Annotated in this window: 23 protein-coding genes; 17 read left to right on the top strand and 6 right to left on the bottom strand. The window is 66.9% G+C overall.

Annotated features, from left to right (window positions below):
- Positions 1-14 precede the first annotated feature (14 nt).
- The 5 genes from ACFVIV_RS33135 (at position 15) to ACFVIV_RS33115 (ending at position 3762) form a co-directional block, all read left to right on the top strand.
- Positions 15-578: a hypothetical protein gene (locus ACFVIV_RS33135; RefSeq protein ID WP_379203236.1), complete on the top strand. Its 564-nt coding sequence runs from the start codon at positions 15-17 to the stop codon at positions 576-578.
- 18 nt (positions 579-596) lie between these two features.
- On the top strand, positions 597-1088 hold the full coding sequence (locus ACFVIV_RS33130; RefSeq protein ID WP_379203234.1) for a hypothetical protein: 492 nt from the start codon (positions 597-599) through the stop codon (positions 1086-1088).
- Between the two features lie 53 nt (positions 1089-1141).
- The gene (locus tag ACFVIV_RS33125; protein WP_379203232.1) at positions 1142-1465 is read left to right on the top strand and encodes a hypothetical protein; all 324 of its coding nucleotides are present in this window, start codon (positions 1142-1144) and stop codon (positions 1463-1465) included.
- 480 nt (positions 1466-1945) lie between these two features.
- Positions 1946-2572, top strand: a complete 627-nt coding sequence (locus tag ACFVIV_RS33120) for a hypothetical protein (RefSeq protein ID WP_379203230.1) — start codon at positions 1946-1948, stop codon at positions 2570-2572.
- A complete protein-coding gene (locus tag ACFVIV_RS33115) occupies positions 2569-3762 on the top strand; it encodes a hypothetical protein (protein WP_379203228.1) in 1194 nt (397 codons plus the stop codon). Before ACFVIV_RS33120 ends, ACFVIV_RS33115 begins: the two co-directional genes overlap by 4 nt.
- Before the next feature lie 108 nt (positions 3763-3870).
- On the opposite strand, the gene ACFVIV_RS33110 is transcribed toward ACFVIV_RS33115, so the two are convergent.
- The 3 genes from ACFVIV_RS33110 to ACFVIV_RS33100 all read right to left on the bottom strand — a co-directional run bounded on the left by ACFVIV_RS33110 (position 3871) and on the right by ACFVIV_RS33100 (position 5528).
- Positions 3871-4224: a hypothetical protein gene (locus ACFVIV_RS33110; protein ID WP_379203226.1), complete on the bottom strand. Its 354-nt coding sequence runs from the start codon at positions 4222-4224 to the stop codon at positions 3871-3873.
- 447 nt (positions 4225-4671) lie between these two features.
- Positions 4672-4845 (bottom strand): hypothetical protein, encoded by a 174-nt coding sequence (locus tag ACFVIV_RS33105; RefSeq protein ID WP_379203224.1) that lies wholly within the window; start codon positions 4843-4845, stop codon positions 4672-4674.
- A gap of 17 nt (positions 4846-4862) precedes the next feature.
- The gene (locus ACFVIV_RS33100; protein ID WP_379203222.1) at positions 4863-5528 is read right to left on the bottom strand and encodes a cytochrome P450; all 666 of its coding nucleotides are present in this window, start codon (positions 5526-5528) and stop codon (positions 4863-4865) included.
- A 615-nt stretch (positions 5529-6143) separates the two neighbouring features.
- Here ACFVIV_RS33100 and ACFVIV_RS33095 point away from each other — a divergent pair.
- Together ACFVIV_RS33095 and ACFVIV_RS33090 are read left to right on the top strand one after the other, a co-directional pair.
- The gene (locus ACFVIV_RS33095; RefSeq protein WP_379203220.1) at positions 6144-7280 is read left to right on the top strand and encodes a helix-turn-helix domain-containing protein; all 1137 of its coding nucleotides are present in this window, start codon (positions 6144-6146) and stop codon (positions 7278-7280) included.
- A gap of 17 nt (positions 7281-7297) precedes the next feature.
- Positions 7298-7831 carry a hypothetical protein gene (locus ACFVIV_RS33090; RefSeq protein WP_379203218.1) on the top strand — a complete coding sequence of 178 codons (534 nt, stop codon included), beginning with the start codon at positions 7298-7300 and terminating at the stop codon, positions 7829-7831.
- Between the two features lie 258 nt (positions 7832-8089).
- On the opposite strand, the gene ACFVIV_RS33085 is transcribed toward ACFVIV_RS33090, so the two are convergent.
- Positions 8090-8668 carry a hypothetical protein gene (locus ACFVIV_RS33085; RefSeq protein WP_379203216.1) on the bottom strand — a complete coding sequence of 193 codons (579 nt, stop codon included), beginning with the start codon at positions 8666-8668 and terminating at the stop codon, positions 8090-8092.
- Between the two features lie 184 nt (positions 8669-8852).
- Here ACFVIV_RS33085 and ACFVIV_RS33080 point away from each other — a divergent pair, with 184 nt between their 5' ends.
- The 4 genes from ACFVIV_RS33080 (at position 8853) to ACFVIV_RS33065 (ending at position 12038) form a co-directional block, all read left to right on the top strand.
- Positions 8853-9215, top strand: coding sequence for a hypothetical protein (locus ACFVIV_RS33080; RefSeq protein ID WP_379203214.1), 363 nt, complete (start codon positions 8853-8855; stop codon positions 9213-9215).
- Positions 9216-9319: 104 nt separating this feature from the next.
- Positions 9320-9460, top strand: coding sequence for a hypothetical protein (locus ACFVIV_RS33075; protein WP_379203212.1), 141 nt, complete (start codon positions 9320-9322; stop codon positions 9458-9460).
- A 5-nt stretch (positions 9461-9465) separates the two neighbouring features.
- Positions 9466-11238: a hypothetical protein gene (locus tag ACFVIV_RS33070; protein ID WP_379203210.1), complete on the top strand. Its 1773-nt coding sequence runs from the start codon at positions 9466-9468 to the stop codon at positions 11236-11238.
- Complete coding sequence (locus ACFVIV_RS33065; protein ID WP_379203209.1) at positions 11238-12038, top strand: hypothetical protein; 801 nt, start codon at positions 11238-11240, stop codon at positions 12036-12038. Before ACFVIV_RS33070 ends, ACFVIV_RS33065 begins: the two co-directional genes overlap by 1 nt.
- Positions 12039-12132: 94 nt before the next feature.
- On the opposite strand, the gene ACFVIV_RS33060 is transcribed toward ACFVIV_RS33065, so the two are convergent.
- Together ACFVIV_RS33060 and ACFVIV_RS33055 are read right to left on the bottom strand one after the other, a co-directional pair.
- Positions 12133-12927: a DUF5677 domain-containing protein gene (locus ACFVIV_RS33060; protein ID WP_379203208.1), complete on the bottom strand. Its 795-nt coding sequence runs from the start codon at positions 12925-12927 to the stop codon at positions 12133-12135.
- 13 nt (positions 12928-12940) lie between these two features.
- Positions 12941-13372 carry a hypothetical protein gene (locus ACFVIV_RS33055; RefSeq protein ID WP_379203207.1) on the bottom strand — a complete coding sequence of 144 codons (432 nt, stop codon included), beginning with the start codon at positions 13370-13372 and terminating at the stop codon, positions 12941-12943.
- Between the two features lie 385 nt (positions 13373-13757).
- Between ACFVIV_RS33055 and ACFVIV_RS33050 the strand changes: the two genes are divergently transcribed.
- From ACFVIV_RS33050 to ACFVIV_RS33025, 6 genes are all read left to right on the top strand, one after another.
- Positions 13758-15095 carry a hypothetical protein gene (locus tag ACFVIV_RS33050; RefSeq protein WP_379203206.1) on the top strand — a complete coding sequence of 446 codons (1338 nt, stop codon included), beginning with the start codon at positions 13758-13760 and terminating at the stop codon, positions 15093-15095.
- Between the two features lie 1104 nt (positions 15096-16199).
- Positions 16200-17972, top strand: a complete 1773-nt coding sequence (locus ACFVIV_RS33045) for a biotin/lipoyl-containing protein (protein ID WP_379203204.1) — start codon at positions 16200-16202, stop codon at positions 17970-17972.
- Between the two features lie 970 nt (positions 17973-18942).
- The gene (locus ACFVIV_RS33040; protein WP_379203202.1) at positions 18943-19206 is read left to right on the top strand and encodes a hypothetical protein; all 264 of its coding nucleotides are present in this window, start codon (positions 18943-18945) and stop codon (positions 19204-19206) included.
- Positions 19203-20141 carry a helix-turn-helix domain-containing protein gene (locus ACFVIV_RS33035; protein ID WP_379203200.1) on the top strand — a complete coding sequence of 313 codons (939 nt, stop codon included), beginning with the start codon at positions 19203-19205 and terminating at the stop codon, positions 20139-20141. Before ACFVIV_RS33040 ends, ACFVIV_RS33035 begins: the two co-directional genes overlap by 4 nt.
- A gap of 111 nt (positions 20142-20252) precedes the next feature.
- The gene (locus ACFVIV_RS33030; protein ID WP_379203198.1) at positions 20253-21209 is read left to right on the top strand and encodes a hypothetical protein; all 957 of its coding nucleotides are present in this window, start codon (positions 20253-20255) and stop codon (positions 21207-21209) included.
- Entirely contained in the window at positions 21206-21412 is a 207-nt protein-coding gene (locus tag ACFVIV_RS33025) for a hypothetical protein (protein ID WP_379203197.1), read from the top strand. Before ACFVIV_RS33030 ends, ACFVIV_RS33025 begins: the two co-directional genes overlap by 4 nt.
- Positions 21413-21966: the final 554 nt, after the last annotated feature.

Here is a 21966-nt window from a genome sequence, read left to right as displayed (position 1 = left end):
GGACCCGCCCGACCATGACCCGCTCCCCGAGAACCCGCCTGGCGCTGGCGGCCGCCGTGGTGATCGCGGTCGCTTCCGCGCTGGTGGTGGCGCTGCTGATCGGCGGCCGCGACACCGGCCCCGAGGATCCACACGGCCACGGGGACGGGGAATTCGGGGTGCTCGGCCCTCAGCCCGAGGGCGCCGACCCCGCCACCGCCGCCCGCGGCGGACTGAAGGCGACGTTCTCCTGGCAACCTGCCACCGATGTGAGCTCGGGCCAGGGCCTGGTGCGTGCCAAACCGTGGCTGGCCGGGCAGATGCTGGCCGACGCCTCGGTCCCGGTCACCGGCAGCGCCGTGCGGCCGCCAGCAGAGTGGGAATCCTGGCGCGCGGCCGGCGACATCGTGACCGCCTTGGTGAACATCGACGGCTCCAGCGCCCCCGAGCGCGGGGAATGCCTGGTCACCGCCACCGTGACCCAGATGGTGCAGCACACCGACGGCACCAGCACCCGCTGGCGCGTGCTGAAGATCGCCGCGTCGATGACCTCCACCGAACACGGCTGGAGACTGGCCAACTACCGGGTGACCGGCTGAATAGAAGGGGGCAGACCCATGGCACTCGGACCGGTATGGATCTGGATCGTATTGCCGGTGGTGTTCGTGCTGGTGTGGCAGATCCACTCACTCGGATTCGGGCTCGACTACTGGCGGACCCGAGACACACAGCGCCGCAAGGCCATCCGGGCCGCTGCCCGCATCCGCCGCACCTGGCCGCGCACCGCGCGCAAGCTGCGCCTGTACGAATTCGACCCGCAGGCCCACTCCCGGAGGAAGGGCGGCGGCCAGGCCCCGGTCCGCATTCCCCCCATCGTCGCGACCACCATCAGGCCGGGGGAGATCCTGCTCGAATTCGACGTGTCCACCGTGATCGGTATCGACAAATCCGATTTCGAACAGCGCGCCGGAAAACTGATCAATGCCTGGCGCACCAGCCGGGTCGACGTGTGGCAAGCCGACCCCGGCCGCATCCAGATCCGCCTCCCACATGGCAGCGCGGCCAAACCCACCGGAACCGCCCGCCCGGCCAGCGACCTGGGCCGCTGAAACACCTGACCTGGGATTCCTGCGGGTAGCCGAGCAAATGCATCTAACCGGGTATGGCTACCTTTTGCTTTCCCGCAGACCAGAATCTTCCTGCCGACCCGGCACCCGAGTCGTGGATCGTGTGCCTGGCGCGGCACGGCCAGATCACGGCCGGCGGCACTATGGCCACCAGCGTGCTCACCCACATGGTGGTGGAGCTGCCCACCGTCACCGTCGCCTCCAACTGGGCGCTGTTCGGCGGCGCCGTGGTGTACACCGCCGCCACCTCGGTGCGCATTGTCCGCGCGGTGTGGACATCGGGATTCTCCGGCGAGATCAGGGTCAAATTCAGCAAGACCCCCCGCGGTGGCAGCGGCCGCGGCAAGCACCACCGATAGCTCCCAGCGTCCAAGGCCTGGACCATCTCCCGCAAGGAGGTGTCCGGGCCGATTCTGTGCCGCGATATACGCCCCTGCCTGCTGTTTCTGCGCTTGCCGGGGCTGCGTGCATCTAGCTGGTATGACAGTCGCATCATCAAGGGCCGGGCACCTGCCGGCCGACATCCCCGAACGGAGGCCCCTGCGCCTGGTGCCGCGCGTCCCCGTCCCCGCCCTCGCGGGTCACGCACGCGGTGTATCCCAGCGCACCTCCTCGATATCCCGACGCGCACGCTGCGGGCGGATCGGTCGGGTGCAGATCACCGAAACCGGCCGTGTTCAGCCCCATTACGGGCCTACGGTCGGATCCGTTCTCGGCCCGCCGCCCTCGAATCCGGCGGCTGATCCGATCTCGGAACTGGATCCGGAGGCGCGCTGACGATGGCCCGCAAACTCGGTCGTGGCAAACCCGCGAAGAAACCGCCCACCGAGCAGGAGACGGTGAACCTCACCCCGGAGCAGTGTGTCCTGGTCGAGGCGATGTTCCGCAAGCACCGTGACCCTGTCCGGCGGGTCGTGCAGGCGCGTACGGGCGCGGACCCGGAGCTGATCACTACCTGCCTCACCGACGCCGTCATCAACTGCGTCAAGACATACGGCGAGGAACTATTGGCCGCCGAGGACCCGCAGATCTTCGGAATCCTGGTGACGGCGGCAACCCGAAACTTCCTCATGCACAAGCGCAAGCGGGTGAACCAGGAGATCGCGTTGGAGGACTACGACCCGGCCGACGTCTCCCTCACGCTGGTGAGGAGCAATCCGGCCGATCACATCGACTTCACCGACCGGGTTCTCGACGGGATTGCGCTGGAACAGTTTTGGACACTGGCCCTGGAGAAACTGGCCCCGGTGTACTTCGACCGCGCGATCTTGTTCTGGGGCAGCGGTATGGACCGTGACGCGGTGGCCGCGTATCTGGGTACGACGCCGCATCGATTGCGGGCCATGGAGCAACACGTGAAAGACCAAATCAAGGCGGCGGGCATCTTGGACAAGCTTCAGGACACCGACCGCACTCCGGCCGAGACGGTGGTTCCGGCCGATTTGCAGGGAGACGGACAGAAATGACCAAGAAGGAGAACGACAACAACCACGAGGAGCGCGCGGCCCTGGACGCTTCGGCGGCCGACGACTTCATCCCGGAGGCGTTCGGCCGGATCGGCGACCACCTCGACGCTCACTACGGCCGGGGAGACGCCGACGCCGAATGGGAGATCATCCGGGCGGCCCTGCTCGGAAAGACCGGTGACGACACCGCCGCGGACCCCGAGCCGGGGATCACCCCGCGTCGCCCGGCCCGCACCCGGCCATCACGCCCGGAAACACCACGCACGTCCGGACACCCGAAACGGCACCGTGAGCGCCGCCGTCGCCGGGAACTGGTGCAATGGGCCTCGGCGACTCGCCTGCACGGTTCCGTCGTGTCGGTGGTGATCAGCGTGCTGGCGGCCTACACGGTGGTGAGCATCGTGAACTGGTCGGCCGTGGCCGACGCCGTCAAGAGCCTTCCCTGGGTGCAGATCGCTGCGTACGGATTCATCGTCCCGGCCGTTCTCATCATGGCGTTGGTGGTGGTCACCGCCGTGGCTCTGCTGCGCACCGGAAGGGCGGATACCCCGCATGTCTTCGAGACCTTCGTGACGAAGGAGGACCGGGACGGCGCGATCGCCGCAACCGAGATCGAGGACGGGCGGTGTGAGATGGCACCAGTGGAGAAAGCTCCTGGTAGAGACCCCTGCCAGGGAGAGGCTGGTGATGATAGTGGTTCTCGCGGCGGCGACGTGCATCGCCGATCCAGACTGGACGGGCTGATCAGCGGAAAGCGCTGGCTGCCGGTGGCATTCACGCGTGGGGCCTCAGGGGTCAAAGGCTGGATCGAACGCAGGGGCGGCAGCATCGGGCAGGTGGCCGCCGTGGCGATCATGTGGATCATCGCCGTCCCCGTCGCCGTCTCCGCCATCGTGTACGGGGTTGTGACCGCGGTGAACACACCGGGTTGGTACATCCCCGATGGCAGGGACTTGGTGACCTACGCCCTGGCCAGCGTCGCAATCCTGGGGAACAAAGGAATACAGCTCTACCAGCGGGCATGCGAGGAGGTGAGATCAGGCAAGTCTTCCTCGGTACCGGAGGTTCTGAAGAAGGCAGCGATCAAGCATCCGGCCACCGCGTGGCTGGCGACGGCCATCATGGCGCACCGCTCACCGGCCGAACTCGAAGAACTCCGAGCGAAATTCAGCCGAAGGCACAAGAGATAGCCCGAGGGTGCAGCACCGGCCGGGATCTGCGGATGGTTCCGGTCGGCGCTTTCCGTCGGACCGCGCACCAGATGCCAGAATGTGCGCGAGGGTGGCACCACAGGCGATCTAATAGACGATCTTTTCCAAGCCCACTAACGCACTACCGAAGACGGAGAGGCCTGCGGCAATCCCCGCGCCCAATGCGTGGACCACCATGACGGTCAGGACGCCGAGCCCCACCCCGAGGAAGACCGCGACCACCACGAGAACGGCCCCGCGGATGCTGAGCAGATTGGGCCAGTTCACGGTGATCACCCACATCAGCGTGGTACCTGCGCAAATGATCCCTGTGAGGGTGGCGGTCGCGGCGTCGGGAATGTCCCAGTAGCCGAGCAGCCCAGCGGTGAGGCCGGCGGCCACCATCACGCACAGGAATACCAGCGCCCGCAGAGGCAGCCACGGTCCGGTCGGCGCGGTCATGTCGACGCTCGCACTGCTTGGCTGAGCGCCTGGCCCGACCAGTTGGCGGGCTCAGGGGGCAGCGGTGGACCATTCGGCAGTACTACAGTCATTGCCGAGACCTCTTTCTACGAATGCACGGGGAAGGTGGGCTCGCTCCGCCTCCGGCTGTTCCAGCAGACCGGGGGCGGACTTTTGTTCGGCCTGACACGAAACCTAGCGCGCTTTTCGTCAAGTGAGTAGCTCGTACGTATGTGAAAACCTGCTAGGAATCAGCGCCGTTTCGCTATAGTTGCTAACGCCTCTGACCTGCGATAACGTCTGTGCGGCAATGATATTGGCTAATTACTTGAGATAATCGGGTCGCGTTACTCGCGGGTATTTCCGGAATCTGTAGAAGTGAAGGCGATTTCGAGCCTTCGTGGGCCGCGCTGTTCGTGCCTACCGTGGCGCCTCAGCGCGGAAACGCTACTTCCCGACCTGATCTCTCGGGGTCACGTGCAGTCGAAGTCCGTGCGATTCCAGGCTGATCTGCTCGGCCACCTTGAGCCTGTGGCCGGGCTCGGGCGCCAGGTCGAATTCGTGCGCGATGTGCGCCAGCGCTGCGGTGAACTGGGTTCCGCGTGCCGAGGGTTGCGGCACGTTTGCGGCCTGGAGCCCTATCGCCAAGCTGAAGGCGCTCGGTGTCGTTTGGATTGACGGTGTTGTCCGGCAGGGGGGAAGTTGCGGGCGTGGTCTGGCTGCCGCCATTTGGCGGGGTGGGTGTATCCGCCAGGCCACGCCCTTGGTGCTGGCGCTGTGAGGGCGCCAGCCTCCCCCGACCGCCACCACGCCGCACACAGCTGCCAAGCAGTGCGGTGACCGATTTCGGTGCGCATCCTCGGGCGGTGTCGCCGTGCCGCAACGGTGGATACCGCGGCAGTTTCCAAGCAGCAGAAACGTGGGCGGCGGAAAAAGCCGGGCGCCACCGGGTGCAGCCGCAGCACCTCATCGACCACGCGGCGCAGATACCGCAGCCGCGCCACGTCCTCGAACTCCAACCGCAGCGGCCCGCCCACCGAATCGGGGCAGCGCGCCGCGATCTCGGCACGCACCCGCTCGGCGATCTCTGGATGACGCGCCAGCTCCCACAGCTCGAAAGCCGTTGCCCCCGATGAGGTTTCGTGCCCAGCGACCAGGAATGTCGGGCATTCGGCGCGCACCGCCCGCCGATCCAGCCGCCCGCCGGTGGCCGGATCGGTCGCGGTCAGCATCAACTCCAGCATGTCGGCATGCCCGCCGCCGGTGCCGTCGCGGTCGCGGGCGGCGATCACCTCATCCACCACCTGGTCCAGGTAGAGGAGAAGGTCCGGCCCGGTCGCGCAGGCAAACGCGAAGGGCCGAACCTTCGGGAATCCCGCCCCCGCACAGGAGGAAGATTCCGAGCCGCCGGGCCGATGAGGGCCGGTGGCGAAGCCCGTTGGGTTGCATATGTAACCCAATCGAACCTGCACCCAGTATCACTGTCCGGCTCCATGGTGCAGGGACAGACAGGACGGTGCAGGACGGGCCGTCGATCCGAAAACGAAACAGTAATACGGCGTACAGGCCGTGTCCGATGGGCGCAGCCTGGTGCAATGTCTCTTCACTGACAGCGTGTGCCAGTTGTTCCAAGAGCCGCTGAACGGTTAACAACCCTGTCGAATGGGCGTGTCGCGGACTCCGCGAAAGGTGTTCGCTCACTGAGCTTTTCGCCGCCGAAGTTGTACCAAGCGGGCATGGCACTTTGGTGGACAGGACCCGTCACGAGCATCAAGACTTGAGGCGAGTGTGGCTGTGTCGTCCGGCCTTAGCGCGAGGCAACGCGCGAGGACATCACCCGAATGGCATGGCGCACGGCACCACACCCGCCCCCGCACAGGCGCGCCACTTCGTGGTGGCCATCCACAGGAAGATCGTTCATGAATCACGCGCTTTTGCCGCACAGCGTCAACCCGCTGGCGGTGCCGAGCGGTACCCCGCCATCGCGAAACGAATTGCAGCACTACATCCGAGAGCTGTCGCTGAGCGTTGACTTCGGCGAAGCCGAGGACCAACCCGCCCCGCGGCTGTGCGTGCGGTTGGGCGCCGATCTGAGGCGCCTTCGCGTGTCGGCGGACCTCACCCAGCGCCAGCTGGCCAAGGCCATCAACTACTCCCACGTCATGATTCACCGCGTGGAAACCGGACAGTGGCCGTTCTCACAGGAAGTGGTGATGGCCATTGCGACCGCGCTCGCAGCACCGGAAACGAAGGACCTGTGGCGGCAGCGGTGGGCCGAGGTGTGGGCCGAGGAACGAGGAGGCCGACGGTTTCGCCGGATGGTCCGCCGCCGTCTCAATGCCCTTCTCACGAACCACGTCAAACCCAATGACGTTGCGCGGATCCGCTTGTATGAACCCACCGAAGCCGATGCTGAGAGCGTCGAGACATTCCAGCGGGCGCTGCGCAACCTGCGCGAGTCGGGCGGAACACCCTCCTTCGAGCGCATCCGGGCCCTCGCCGCTGCGCGCGGGTACTTCCCCAGTACCCGATCGGCGCTGCACGCCCTGCTTCAGCCCGGCCGGACAGTGCTGCGTGAGGAGATCGTGCAGGCGTTCGTGGTCGGCTGCGGCGTTCGGATTCGCGACTTCGACACGTGGATGGGAATCTTCCGCCTGCTGCCGGCCTACGTCCCGCCGGTCAGGGCGCCGCGGCAGGTGGAGACCAAGTCACCACCGCCGGTGATCGATCTGACCGAGGTGTCCTCGGTGGTAGAGCTCATCGAGGCGGTCAAGCGACTCATGGCCGCCAGCGGCCGCAGCATGGACAAGGTGATCGCGCAGGCCCGTCAGCATCCCGGCCGCCGGGTTCCGGTCCGGTCCGCGCTGCACGCCCGATTCCGCCGCGGCCTGCTGCACGGCGAACCGCTGCCGCGTGATCTCTTCGTCGCCGTCGTGCGCGGATGCTATTGCCGCACCGTCCCGGGGCACCGTTGCGTGGCCGATTGCAGCGCCGATCTGATCGTGCCTTGGGAACGCGCCTACGACCGCAGCACCGTATCGGTCGCCATCGCATGATCGGGGGACAAACCGATATGGCACAGCTCGACCCTCAGCAGGCCGCGGAACTCGCTGCGGCCGCCGTGACGGTTGCGGGCATCCGCACCGCCGCGCCCGCAGCCAAACCCGCTGTGGTGCATCATGATTGCGAATCCGCAGGCCAGGCTCCTCCCAGTTCCGTCATCCCCCGTGAGGCCGTGCACGTGCTGCTCGGCGTCATGGGCATCTGCGCGGTGATCGCGCTGCTACTCGTGCTGAGCGACAAGGCCAGCATGGGCGGTGCGGTGCGTTTCTGCATGGAGATCACCGGCATCGGCGTGGCCGCGGTCCTCGCAGTGCTGGGTGTGCTGGCGCTGGCGAAAAACGGCCTGGCGCTGTCGATCTTGGGCAACTTGCTCAAGATGCTGATCCCGATCGGGGTATACACGCTGCTGGGCATCCGGCTCCCGCTCCTGGGCCTAAGCCTGTTCGGCAGCCTGCTCCACCGTGGCTTCGGGAAGCTCTCGCGCAAGCTGGATCTGCGTAAGGTCGATGTGGGCAAGCTCGATCTGAGCAAGACGGACTCATGACTGTTGAACCGAGTTCCGCACCCGGCCATGGGATGGTCACCGCGGATTTCCTGGCCGCCGTGCCCCCGCTGACGCCGGGCAGTCCGAGATCCGGGTGCCGACCAACTGACCGTTCGTGCCAATGCCTCCGGCGTCCAACCGATTCGATCGCTGCGGCGTAGCCTGACCTTCGAGTCGCCCACCCTTCGACTCGGTTTGCACCCCTTCGAGAGCGCCGGCCGGACCCGAGTCCGGCCGGCGCTCTCGTATGTCCGGGGCTCACGCCCAGGTCCAGTTACCTCCGGGGCCGGTGGGTAGCCATCGGTCGGTGACTTCCTGCGCCCAAGCGCCGGCGGGACGGGTTCCTAGCCGGACCTGGCCGGAATTGGTGGGCACTTCGATGATCTCCAAGCACAGTGCGACCAAGCCCGACACGGTGGATACCAGGGGCACGAATCCGTCGGTGGTGATCCGGTCGCGCATGGCGGCGCGAGTCTGCTCGCTGACGCTGTACCAGCGGTCGGCGGCGGCCACCTGCTCGGCCATCGGGGCGAAGACATCCACTCCCAGCCACTGGCGTGTGGGGTCGTCGGTGACCGGCGTCCGGCAGGTCTGGCGCGTCACGAACACCGCCCCCATCTGGGCGTGTAGTCGCTCCATGTCCACCTCGGGTAGGCCTATGGCGCGTTCGACATTGTCCTGGGCGACCAGCAGCGCTGCGCCGTGTCGGTAGCGGGTGCCCAGTAGTCCGGTCGCGAGCAGGGCGGGCACCTTGCGTTGCGGCACATGCTCTTTCAACAGTTCCACGGCACCGGCCGGTCCCACCAGCGGCACGTCCGGCCGCAGATTCGCGTTCACATCAGCCTCCTGAGTCGGGACCAGTTAAGCACAGTGGGGTCAATCCACCCCCTGTGTCGGCCCAAGGTGTTACAGTGGGTTGCAGCGCCCCACTGTATAGAAATCGGTGGGGCGGAGCGGCCGGACATCTCATCCATGCCCGGCCCGAGTCCCAACACGACGAGTTGTCCAGAAAGGCATGGAGATGACGAACCACATCGACCCCCAGGACCTCGGGGCACGCATCACCGCCTCCGCCACCGCCCTGACCGAGCTGGTGGTGGACCTGGCACTGGGCGCCACCAGCTTCGGCACGGCCGATTTCTGGGTCATGTCCGACAAGGCCGAAGCGGCGAAAGCCCACGTGGCCCAACTGTTCGACGCGCTCGAGATCCAACTCCAGGGCGGGGGCGGACCGGCCGCCGACGGGTTCGTGCCCGCCGACCCCGCCGCCGTCGCCGCAGCCGTCCGAGAGGCCGCGCTGCGGAAACTGGTGGCCCGGCTCGCATTCCGCGACCCCGTGACGGGCGGGCTGCGCATCCACGGTGAGCACTACCTGGCCGCCTAACCGCAGCAGCCCCGAGGGGCGCGGACAGGCACACCGACGTGCCGAGTGGAGGACAACGACGTTCCCGCGACCCGCGCCCCACCCCCGAGCGAGAGGACATCCGAATGGACCGCGCCGACTTCGATCACGACACCCTGGGCGACGCGCAGGGCAAGCTGTACGCCACCATGCTGGAACCGCTGGGCGGGGATCGTGTACGTCTGTCGGTGGTACCGACCACCATCGACAACAACGAGGAGAGGTGAACGTGATGCAGCGATCCCCGGCCGACGACCGTGCGGTGGTGTGCAGTTGGGCGGGCACGTTCATCCCGTCCGGCAAGCGCATCGGCCCGGCCTTGGACAGTGTGGAGCGGTTGGGCGGCATGCTGACCTACGTCGCCGACAACGGCGGCCTGCGCACCGACGGCACCCTGGCTCAGGTCTGGATCGTGGGCGCGGAGGCCCTGGAGCTGCTGGGCTGGCGCGTGGATGAGGGCGAAGTCGACGACGACACCTCGATGGATGTGCTGCGCGCGCAATGCCGCGAACGGATCACCGAAGCTGTCGCCCGCGACCAGACGGCCCTGGAACGCAAGGGCTGGCGGCTGCGGGAGGGCTGGGAGACCGGCGGTGCCTGGGTCCGTCTCGAACGCATCGACGCCAACGAGCGCCGCGGCCGCGCCCGCACCGCCGGAAAAAGCAAGCCTGCCAGCAAGTTCCGGGTGGATGTGATCCTCGAGCCGTACGCCTGGACCACCCCGTCTCCCTCGGGGGAGGAGAACCTCGGCATTTTGGGCGACGACGCGGCCGGGTGGGGTCTGGTGGAGATGCCCGAGTCCGAGCCCACCGACGAGCAGATGCGCGAGCTCGAGGAAGCCGCGCGGGTGGAGCTCGGCCGCCGGTTGTGCGCGGTGGTGGAGCATCTGGGCGTGCTGCCCGCGGTGACCGCGACCCGCACCGGCGCCGCGATTGCTGGGAAGATCTGGCGGCAGGGCACCCGCCGCAACAACGAGATCGAGGCCAACGACTTCGAGGTGGCCCGCTCGCACGTGCTGACCGGGCCGGTGGCGATGCCGCCGGTGATGTATCCGCCGCGCGGGGAGCTCGAGCCCGCGACCGTGTGGGCGGTCGACGCGATCGACCCCGCCGAGCTGGACGAGTCGGATCGCTTGGTGATCGTGGACCAGTTCGGTTCGTTCCTCGGCTCGTTCAGTGTCTCGCTGCCCATCGGTGAACCCGACCTTCTGAGCATGGCCGACCTGGACAAGGCGCTGTGGTTCTCGGACCTCCCGCCGGAGAAGTGGCCGGTCGGGCTGTGGGGGATCAGCGTGCCTCCGGCGCACACACTGCCCGACGCCGGGCTGCTGCCGCCGCCGCATCCGGAATGGGGACACCAGTCACGGGTCGCCCCCGAGGTCCATCCGATGTTCACGGTGACCACCGAGACCCTGAAGGGCCTGGCCCAGACCTGGACCAGCGGTTACGGCCTGGACTGGTGCATAGAGAACGTCGCCGTGGCCGAGGGCTGGGTGTGGCCGGCCTCGGCCCCGGCGCTGAAGAAGTTCCAGACGGTGGTCGGCGACGGCTACAAGCATTTCGTGGCGACCGGGGACCGGCCCATGCGCAAGTTCACCAACCGCGTCTATCAGGGCTATCAGGGCGCGCTGGCCAATGCGCCCGAGCAATGGGGGCAATACCGGGCAATGCATTCGAATCCGGTGGCGCAGGCCAACATTCACGCCGAAGCACGCTGGCGCATCCGCCGCCAGGCCCGCAACACGCACCAGCGCACCGGCCGCCACGCCAAGATGTTCCGCACCGACGCGGCCACCTTCCTGGTGCCGCCGGGCATGGACGTGGCCATGTTCGCCGACCCGATGCCCAAGCACGGCCCGGCGCTGGGGCAGTTGATGGTGGAACGCTGGTGCACCCTCACCGACCAGTCCCGTGAGGCCCTGGCCGCCGCCCGCGGCCGCGAGCAGGTGGCTACCGCCATCGCGGGCGCGTTCGCCGATTCCTCGCATGTGGAGGTGTGCAAGTAATGCCGCAGCTGCGACCGCGCCGCAAGGGCGGCACCCCGGCCTCCGGCCCCGCCTCGGGCGCCGGTGCCGGGGCGGGTCAGCCGGTCACGATGGGCGGCTGGCACTACACCGTGGACCCGCACGCGGTCAGCACCCTGAAATCCGCGGCCGACCAATCCGATTCGGCGGGCCTGGACGCGGTGCGCAGCATGTCCGACACCGTGGCGGTGGCCGAGGCCCGCGCCACCATCGGCCGCGAAGGCATCCAGCGCGCCGCCAAGGACGCCGGCATGCCCCGCTCGGCATCGACGGCCAACCGGTGGGCGCGCGAGAACCGCATCCCGGATCCGCGCGTGGCCGAGCTGGTGCAGCGCCGCGCCTTCGTGCAACGCCGCGGCGGGGTGCAGTCGCTGGCCCACGATCTGGGGGTATCGGTGACCGTGGTGCGGCGCTGGCAGTCCGGGCGCACCGACTCCATGCGCGGTGCCTCCGGCGAAGCCCTGCGCAAGGCCCGCCTGGACGACGCCCGCGAGCGGGCCGGGGTGGGCGATATCGCCGGCGCCCGGCTGAAGGTGCGTGCCCAGGTGCAGTATCGGGCGCACGGCTCCACCAGCGACGAATACCGCGGTGCCCGCGAAATCGACATCGACATGTCCCAGGACGAGGCCCTGGCCCTGTTCGACGCCCTGGCCGCCGACGACTACGCCACCGCGAACGCCCTGTGCGAGTCGTCCTGGTCGGCGTGGTTCGGCCACGCCTACAGCGACAACTCCGGCGTGCACATGCTCGATGTCGAAGACTTCGGCATCGACTGGTACTAAACGCTATTGCGCTGTGCTGATCTGCGCTGTCCTCCCAGCACCCGCGCAGCTCGATAGCGCCTGATACCAGGCCAGCCACCGAACAGTGATCGAGTCATTTTTGCCGATGTCGGGCTTGATCGCTCAGCTGAATGTCGGGGGAGATCCCGAGTTGCTTTGCCGCGGTGCGCAATTCCTTGCGTCGCCGCAGCTTGTCCTTTCCTAGGTAGCGGACGGCAGAGCCGGCCCAGATCAGGCAGCACCCGGTCAGGAAGGCTATTGCGCCGGGCGGGATCGGTTCTTTCGGTTCCAAACAGAGCGCCACGGGAGCCGTAGTGCTCTCATCGGTTTCTACGAGGTATTGGTCGATGAGTGTGCCCCGTGCGTGGCTGTAGCCGCACAGTAAGCGGTAGTAGGCGTATGCGTCGCGGCCGGCGGCGCCGTCGAAGTCCTTGAACATCTGCTCGATGCTTTTGGCCTGCGCCTGGGAGGCCGTGGTGTTGGGCAGGACCGGATCGTCGGCGTGTGCTACGCGGTCGGCGAAGTTCTGCAATGAGGCCGATTCCCGCAGGGTTCGCTGTAGGTTGCGCCGTTGTCGCAGGTCCTCGTTGAGCAGTGCGGCGGCTGCGTCGGTGGATTGAGCGACCCAATGCGCGGTGAGGGCTGCTTCGTAGCAGGTCCGCAGGTTGGGCAGGACCAGGACCACCGGGGTCTCGCGCTCGAGAAGATCGAGAATCATCGCGCCGAGCTGGTGCGTGTGAACGGCCAGAGCCAGAACCACACCGGCATTGATGAACGCGTCTCGAGATCGGCTCTTTAGTTCGAGTTTTTCCTGGGCCAGTCCTTCGTTGAAGCCAGCGATCAAGCTCCGGCCGATATCCAGGTGCTCGCGACCTTCATTGGACAGCATTTCGGCATCCGATCTAACTCACGAGGCGTTGGAACGCGGCTTTGATGGCTTCGACGCCGTGCTTCCCGATGCCGTCGATGTCGAGGAGTTGCTGGTCCGACAGTGCTAGGACTTCTTCTGTGGTGAGCACGCCGCGCAGGTATAGCGCTCGGCGGTATCTGTCGGGCAGCCAGTCCAGGTCCTGTGTGCTGTCGGCGGGGGTCTGGGTCATGCGGGCGGGGTGTTCGTAGAGTGCGGCCTGGACCAGTTGCTCGACTGCGGGGAAGTCCTCGGTGGTGATCGGGTTGCCGGTCGAGCGGACGGTCACCTCCGCCAGCATCCATGCCTGGACTCCGTGCCCTATCGGGCGGACCAGGGTCACCGAGTATTCGACGCCGGGATGATCTGGAAGCTGGACGATTCGTTCCCGAGTCTCGATATCTGGCGGGTTGCCGGTAAAGCTCACGATCGTGATGCTGCCACCGGCGCGCAGCAATTTCCGGCCTTTCGGTCATTTGCTCTATGCCATCTACCTGCGCCCCATGGAATGGTGCCGGATGGTGTCATCCGGAGCGGGTTCGTCGACGGCATCCCGGTATCTCTGCTGGTGAGGGGTGGGTCTGCGTGTCGTTGTGCGACATGTCGTGTCACCCCGGGTGCGATAATTCGAGGGAGAGGATTTTCGGGATTTGCCCGCGCGGCCGGGTGGTGCCGCCCCGGCGCAGAGGGCATGTGGCGCATGTGATGGGGATCACAGAAATTCGATTGCTGTTTTTCGCTTCTCAGTCGCCTATAGGTAGGGCCGCCAACCGGTGAGCCCACCAGATCGACTGAGAGGTTTACGTACTTCGATGGTGGAGTTGTCTACCGGTTCGACCGGGCCGGGTTCGTCCGGGTCGGATTCGGATCATGATGTGCAGGAGTTGCCGGCCGCTGAGGCGGGTAGCGGCGGGGACGAGGACGACGAGGGCTGGGCGTCGATCAGTGCTGAGCAGGCCAGGCGGGCGTTGCCGCCGGGCACGTTCGATTTCGCGATCAAGTCGGTGGGGTTGAACAATTCGCCGGCCGCGTTGCTCGAGCAGGCGGTGCGCCTGCATCAGCCGGCGGCGAACACGGTGCGGAGTGTGTTCCAGCGGTCGGCGGTCGCCTCGCTGGATCGCGCGTTCGCGACCTGGACGCCACCGCCGACGGTGGTGACCGCGAGCCTGGAGTCCTTGGAGTTGCAGTCCCAGCGGCTGGTGAAGGATTTGGCGCCGGTGGCGGCCGCGGCCTGGGACATGGCGGGGATGTTGCGGTCGGAGATGGTGGTGCCGGCGGCGCTCCCGAGGCTAGAGGACTTCCGGTTCCCGGTGGCCGACTACCCAGTGGTCGATGTGGTGACGGGGTTGGCGTCATCGCGGTCGTTGGATGTGATGGTGCCGCGGATCGATCTGGGTGCGGTGTGGCAGGTCGCGAACGTCGCGCGTCAGCTGGCGCCGCTGGATCTGCTGCCGGGCCTTCGGACCTGGGATTGGTTTCCGCGGAGCGTGCACGAGGAGATCGTGGGCCTGCTCGGATCCTGGGAGATACTGCGCAAGGCCGGGCACCGCCGCGCCGCGCGTGGACTGCGAGCAGCGCGCCGGGCACGTGCCGCGGTACTGAACTTCCTTGGTGCCGAAGCCGATGCCGTAGTGGCCGACTTCGCGGTGCACTGGCTGGGATACGCGAAGGCGAAAGCCTATGTGGTTGAGGCGGTCGCGGCTGCCCTGCTCGATGATCAATGGCTCGGCGGCGATGATCCGCTGGCGTCGCTGGATACGCTCAAGGGCCTGACCGAGGACCACCACCGGGTGCAGAAGCCGCTGTTCAAGCAGAAGCTGCGGGGTGGGCGGGTGCTGTATCTGTCCGAGCCGCTGGGCGACGGCGACGATTCGACCACGGTGGGGGACTTCCTGGTGTTCGGGCAGGACGCCCGGATCGACGGGTACGAGGACTCGCGGGTGGTGGAGGTGCTCAATCGGCTCGAGCCCGAGGAGCGCCGGATTGCGTATGCGCACAGCGAATACCGCACGTGGGAGGAAGCGGCCCGGCATTGCGGCTTCCCGCCGGCGGCGGGGGAGGCGGTGCGCCGCAAGATCAAGCGGGTGGGGCAGAAGGTTGACCAGCTGCGGCAGGAACGCCTCGGTTCGCGTGAGGACGGCGCGCGATGACCGTGGACCTGCACCCCGTCGGTGGGGAAATGAGTCCTCGGGGTCCGGCGGGCCGGGGCGTCCGCGCTGGATCACGTGGGTCGTCAGGACGGTGGCCGCGGCCGCGGGGGCGTTCGTGCTGGGGGCGGCCGGCCAGGCTGGTTCGCAGCTGGTGGAGTCGCTATTCAGCTGAGCGAGGGCTAGGGCCCTGCGACAGGGCCGGGCTCGGTGGTCGACGGCTTCACCTATACGGTCCGGCCCGCTCCACTACCGGGATGGCTATTCCTGTAGGTATTCCTGTAAAGCCGCGGGCGACGCGGGGAGCACCCGCCCGTCTGAGCGGCACGGGGGGAGCCGACGGGAGAGTGGAGGGCCTGGTCCCCCCAGCAGTAGGAGCCACGGGCGCGCCGGCGGTGGACCTGGCCGGGTCCCCTTGGCGCCGGTGCCCGGCAGGTCAGGGATACCGAGGACGCCCGCGAAGTAGATGCCCTCGCGAACGCGCTGTGTGAGTCATTCTGGTCCGCGTGGCCACGCCTACAACTCCGGCGTGCGCATGCTCGATACCGCCCGGCCGTAGGCACTTCGGCGGTTCTGTCCGGCCGGGGGGAATTGTTTGAGGGGATTACGCATACGGACGTTTCGGGCCCCCTGGCGTTGCCTGTGGTCAGACGCGCGCTGGAGGTGGAACGCGTTTCAGGCTGGGTGTTTTGGCCGATTTCCGGGGGTAGAGGGGCTCGTGTGTGGGATGTGACACTAGAGGAGCCGTCGGTGCAGCCGTCGGCCGCGCGCAGATAGCTGATCGCTTGCGTGCCGGAGGAGTGCCGAGTCGGGGCTGCGCCTGATGACTGGGGGGTGCTCACGAGGCATGGGAGCGAGTTGGCTCTGAACTCCACGTGAAGATGTCTGGTGAGGGCCGGACCGGGGAGTGTCGAGTCGGGAGCCGACCATCTGCGGCCTGCGAACTCCTGAGTTGCCGTGGAGGAATAGGAACGTGCCCGGCCCTGCATTCGTCATGGTTGCTGCGCTGTCGCGCGAAAGCCGCAGTTTGTTCGGCTCACCGGCTCTGACCGGCGGGATGTCCCATCGTGGCCTGATCGGGGGCCGCCTGATCAGGGTGATCCGATAATGGGCGACGACCGTGTCGGGCCGCGCCTCGAGCAGCCGCGTGCGGGGCGGGGGCTCCGCGTGCCGCCGACAGCCGCCGAGATCGGCTCCCGGCTCATGCTCAACGTCCACACCGACAACCCCGCCGCGGTGCGTGATGAACTTCTGGCCTTCAATGCCTGGTTGCTGGCGTCGTCGGGGTTTACCCGCCGCCATGCGGCCACCAGGGCCGGCATCAACAAGAGCACGGTCTCCAACTACTGCGGGGCTGGCAGTTATAAGAACGTGCCGGAGTCGGAGCCGTACACGAAGTTCCTGCGGATCTTCATGATCGACCCCGGACACATCTCGGTTCTGGTCCGCCGCTGCGAGATACTCAAACTGCGGTGGGATCGTTACCAGAAGCAACCACCACCACCGCCACTGCCGCGGCGTCGTCCTGCGGTCGAATGGAACGCGGTCGACTGCGGGATCACGATTCCGGCACCGGGACAGCTGGCCCTGAAGGCGGCGGCCCAGCTGCGCCCCCGGGGCGGCAAGCAGGTGGGCAAATACACCGGCGCGGAGCTCGTCAGCTCGGCCTATTACTTCGGCTGCGGTATCGATGTGCCCACCGACAGTCATAAGCAGTGCGAACTCGGTGCGTTGATACACGTCAGTGACCTGCGACCGGGCGACATCGTCATGCTGCACAGCGGGCAGGACACCGGGCTGTACGACGGCGCGGGCAACATCCTGACCGCCAGCGTGCTCGGCACCGAGATCCTGCCGGTGCCGGTGATGCAGTTCCAGCGCTTCAGCAACGAGCACTTCCCGTATTGCGGACAGCGCCTGGACTGGCCCTCGGAGCCGCTGAACCGAGTCGACTGTGCGCTGCCCGCGAGGCTCGACCGAGGCCTGGACAAGCTGGCAGGGCAGTTCCTCGACCTCGTCACGGACACAGGTCACTCGCCTGGGCGTTTCGCGCTCGCGCAACTCGAACGAATGTCGCCGCACGCGACATTCGACGGCTCGCAAATCGATCTTGTCCGCGCGGCGTTCGAGGCCGCAGGTTACACACTGCCCGCGTTCGCTTTCGCAACCCCGCTGCTCGGCGGACCGCTCAAGGACCTGGCCGTGCAGGTAGGCGACATCGTGTTCACCCACGGCAGCGGAGAGGTCGGGCTTTACGCCGGCGGCGGCGACGTCATGTTCCGCCGGACTGATGGCCGATTGGCGATGGCCGTGCTGACCGGAGACAGCGACATCGCTGTCCGCCGCGCCGGGCGGCCCCGTGACGACTCGGCGACCCTGGACGTCACCGATGTGAGGGGCGACGATGTGCGGATCGTCATCCCCGACCTGCCCGGCGCGCGCGTACGGGGACCCGCCACGGAGTTCCCGGTGCTGGACGGTGATCCGGTGAGAGCCGCCGAGACGGTGGCGATGATGGAGCACACGGTCAAGCAGGTCACCGACAAGATATCGGCACCGCGTCCCGTCGCCGACGATGACCCGGGACCGGCCAAGGACCCCGCCGCGGTGGGGACGGCGGTCCGGGCGCCGGACGTTCTCGCGGAGGGCCGGGTGATCTCCTGGTCCAAAAAGCCCGGTGACAAGGTGTCCATCAACGAGAAGCTGCTGGTGATATCGACGTTCACCCGCGGTGCCATCATCCTCCGGGCCCACCTCGCGGGCACGATCACCACGATCGCCGCGACTCCGGGACAGACCGTGGCCGCTGGTGACGTGTTGTGCTGGATCGACCAGACTCGCCCGCCGCTCCGGCGGTTCAAACGGCTCTTCTTCCGCTGACCGCCCGCGGCGGGTGCGGCGGGGGCCTGCGCGCAGCGGGCCGTCGTGCGCTCCCGCCTGTGAACCTGTGCGCGACCCGCCGTCGGTGGCCGCAGCAGCGAAAGCGCCGGCTGTCTCTCTTCGGAGAAGCCAGGTGATCGCCTGGCATATAACCGTCAGCAGGGCACCGGTAACGGAAGAACGCCGGAGCGGGCTATGCGGTGATTTCGAAATTGTCGGCTTTATCATCTGCGGACTATCCGGTCGGTTCGGCAACTTCCAGGTGCCTGCGGTTTCCATCTGCCGGTCTTTCGAATGTCGTAGGTGGACCCGCCGTTTGCCGTCGGGAGGTCCACCGGTTCGCCCCGATTCTCGGTCACACTTCCAATTTGCGATGAGCCCGGGGTGAGCGACGGAGTCGCGTCGATGCGCGGCGAAATCGCTCGAAAGGATTTAAGCACGCCTGCCAATAGGCGGTCTACCCCCTGTCCATTTCGCATGACTGTCCTACGGGTGCGCCGCTTGGCCGTCCAACTGTCCATATCCCCAGCTCACGACGCTTGGACGATGTGCTTGAGAAATAGTAGCCGCCGGTGGACATCTGGAAATGGACGAAAAACTTCGTCCATTTGGACAATCGGGTCCGCCTCTGGTCGAATCTGTCCATTTCGCCAATTGGACTCCTTGAGATAAATGGACACCGAGGGGTATGTCCAAGCGAAAGAGGAGGTCGGAGCCGTTCTGCGGCCCGAAATTCGAGCGCTATTACATGGCGAAAAGGGTCTTGCCACAGAAGCGTTCATATGGTGCTGTTATGAAAAGGGAGTCGATGGAGAACTTGCCACTCTCCATGCAACGGCTCCCGGTAGTGCTCGAAGAAATTCCCCACGCGAAAGCGTCGGTCACACTTCCCCCGCCCCTGAGCGGTCCGCGATCCGATAGCCGATATCGGATGTGGCATCGCCGCGATCAAGGAAGATTTGCGATTCCGATGAGCAGTAACCACCACTGCGATCTGTCTCTCCGGTTCGGTCCGCGCCGCCGGATCAGGCTCCACCTGCAAGCGAGTGCCGGCACGGTCATGGCTGCCGCCGCGCTCGCCGAGCGCTGGTACCCGGACGCTCCTCACCAACCAGTCCACTGGGCGCTGAGCGGTGCCGCCCTGGCCTTCCTCGCCTGCAAAGCCGGGCACCTGGCGCAGGAATGCTGGCGCCGCCGCCCGAAGTCCATCACCCTGCGCTACGAGCGCTCATGACCAGCGGAACGGCACACCGCACGGCCGCCGGGGAGGCCGCCCTGCCGGCCCAGCCCGGAGACGGCGGTGGTGGCCTGCTGCGCCGCCGGATGGCAACGAAGGAGTTCACCATGATCAGTAACAAGCTCGCCCGCGACAAGAACCTCAGCAACGCCGCCAAGGGCCTGTTCGTGCAGATGGCCTCCCACACCGAGGGGTTCCGTATCACCCTCGATGGGCTGGCCCGCAACTGCGCCGACGGCGTCACCGCCGTGCGCAGCGCGCTGAAGGAGCTCGAATTGCACGGTTACGTCCGGCGGTTGCCCCGCGTGCGGGACGCCAAAGGGCATCTCGGCCCCTACGGGTACGAGATCACCGACATCCCGGAACCTCCTCGTCTCGCGGTGGTACTCGACCCCGCCCGGCGCCACTCCTCCCCGGGCCTCGGCACCGAGACGGAGGAAACACCCAGGTCGCACCCTGCGTCAGGTTCCCCCACGTTGGTCGAACCTACCGAGGTGGACCTGACCACAAAGAAGACCAAGATGAAGAAAACAGATCAGGTGCCGTGCGTTCCGCCCCCCGACACCCCCGGCGCGCGGCTGCTGCGCGGCCTGGGGCTGCGGCACCCGATCACGGAATCCACCGTGGCCCGATATGCGGCACGGGTCGACAATCTGCTGATCACCTGGACCGCCGAAGCGCTGACGGAGTACCTGGAGATGGAGTGCAACGCGCCCACGGTCCGCAAGCCGATCGGTCGCCTGGTCGACGTGCTGCGCGACATCCGGCCGCGCGCGCCCCGGACAAGGGCAGCTAGAGGCACCAGCAGCTCGAGCCGGACACCGTGCGGCACGTGTGTCGATCCCAAGATCCCCGGGTGGATCGCAATCTCCCCGGATAGCACCACGGTTCGGCGCTGCCCGAAATGCAATCCGACCGCACAAGCTGGCTGAATGTGATGCAGGCCACACAATATCGTTCGCCGGTTTGCCCCTCCGGGCCGCCTATAGATAGGGCCGCCGGACAGGCGGTCCCACTACGAGCGCAGGAGGGATCGGACCTCGGTGAAGTCGATGCAAGTGGAGGTTCTCAAACAGCCGGTGCTGTCATTGCGGACGGCCGGCGCGCTGGCGAGCATGGCGATCGCGGAAACGGCGTTGCGTGCGCTGGCCGACCGAGCGGCGGCGGAGCCCACAGCGGCGTGGGTGAATGCGGTCCTGCCGCGAATCGATCTGGGCGTCGCGTCAGAGGTCGCGGAGATCTCGCGGATGCTGTGCGGCCCCGGGACGACACGGCAGGCCGCGATCATGAGCGCAGCGGTAGCCGACGCGCTCAAGGGCGTCGAACTGGGCGGCGCTCCGGACCCGCTGTGGGTTCGCGGGGTCGTGCAGCTGCTCGGCAACTGGGAGATTCTGCACCGCGCAGGACACCGTGGCGCCGGGAACGGGTTGCGGGCAGCACGGCAGGCGCGCTGGGCGGTGCTGAATCGGCTGGCCGACCGCGCGGACAAGGTCGTGGCCGACTTCGCGGCGCGATGGCTCAAGGTCAAATGGGTGGGGCCGGACGTGATCGAAGCGGTGTCGGCGGCGCTGCTGGATGACGACTGGATGGTGGCCGCGGATCCACTAGGAACGCTGCTCAAGGGCATGAAGAACCACCGCCGGGTGCTGAAGATGCTGGGGCACCAGGTCCTGCGCGGCGGCCGGATCCGGCATCTGAGCGAGCCGGTGGCTGGCACCATGGGCGGCACGCTCGCCGACAGCGTGGCGGCGCCGGATACGTGGCTGGGCACGGTCAAGGACGCGCGGGTCATGGCGGTGCTGGACAGCCTCACCCCCGAGGACCGCGAAATCGCCTGGGCGTATGGCCATCACCGCACATGGGAAGAGGCGGCCCGCCATTGCGGGTATCCGCCGGAGCGGGGGGAATCGGTCCGGCGCAAGTTGAAGTACGCGGGCCGCAAGCTCCTCGAGCAGCAAGGCACCCAGGGCGCGCTGATCGCAATCGAGGCTCGGCGATGACCGGCCAGCAGCACGACCGGACCGAACCGCCCGCAGATCCCCAGCCACAGCCGGACGTCTCCCCGCCGGTGCCCGGCGGCGGGGATTCACCGTGGCGGGCGTGGCTACGCAGAACGGTGTACGCCCTCCTGGGTGCCGTAGTTCTCGGTGTGGCCGGCGAGCTCGGAGCCCAGCTGGTGGATTGGTGGCTGTCCACCCGCTAGATCGTGCGGGTGCCCCACGCCAGCACCGAGAGGATCAGTAGGGGAAATTGCCACCCTCACCGTCGCCGGGAGGTTGTCCTATGGGACCAAAACCTCTCGGCGGCAACGTCTTAGAACACACTGGTGACCAAAGTGGCTGTACTACAGTAAGTTTCAACAGTCACTTGTTTTGATTAGTCGAAAAGAGTTTTACAGCAACGTGATTGAGTGTCAATGTAAACTTCATACGTTGCCCCACAATAGATTTGGATGGGTTAGCAAGGATTCGTATCTTGCACTGGTCATAGACGGAGTCTATGATAGAGGCTGTGTCCAGCAAGGAACTCCGCCTCCATTCGAACCCGGATCGTCGGCCAAGCTGGCCGAGCCCGGAGGGCCGGCTGGAGCCGCGAAGCGGATCCCTTCACAAAGACACTGGTTATAGCCCCCCGCGAAGCGGGGGCGGTTATGGGGCATCAAAAATCCGTACGGCATAGCCGCCGCGGAGCGGTGGCGAATTTCCTAGCCGGGCCGGAGGCCCGGCGTTCCCGCCGAGCCGCGCCGAAGGCGCGGCG

Source organism: Nocardia sp. NPDC127526 (genome assembly GCF_042672265.1).
In the GTDB taxonomy this organism is placed as follows: Bacteria; Actinomycetota; Actinomycetes; order Mycobacteriales; family Mycobacteriaceae; genus Nocardia.
This window is presented reverse-complemented; position numbering and strand designations above follow the sequence as displayed.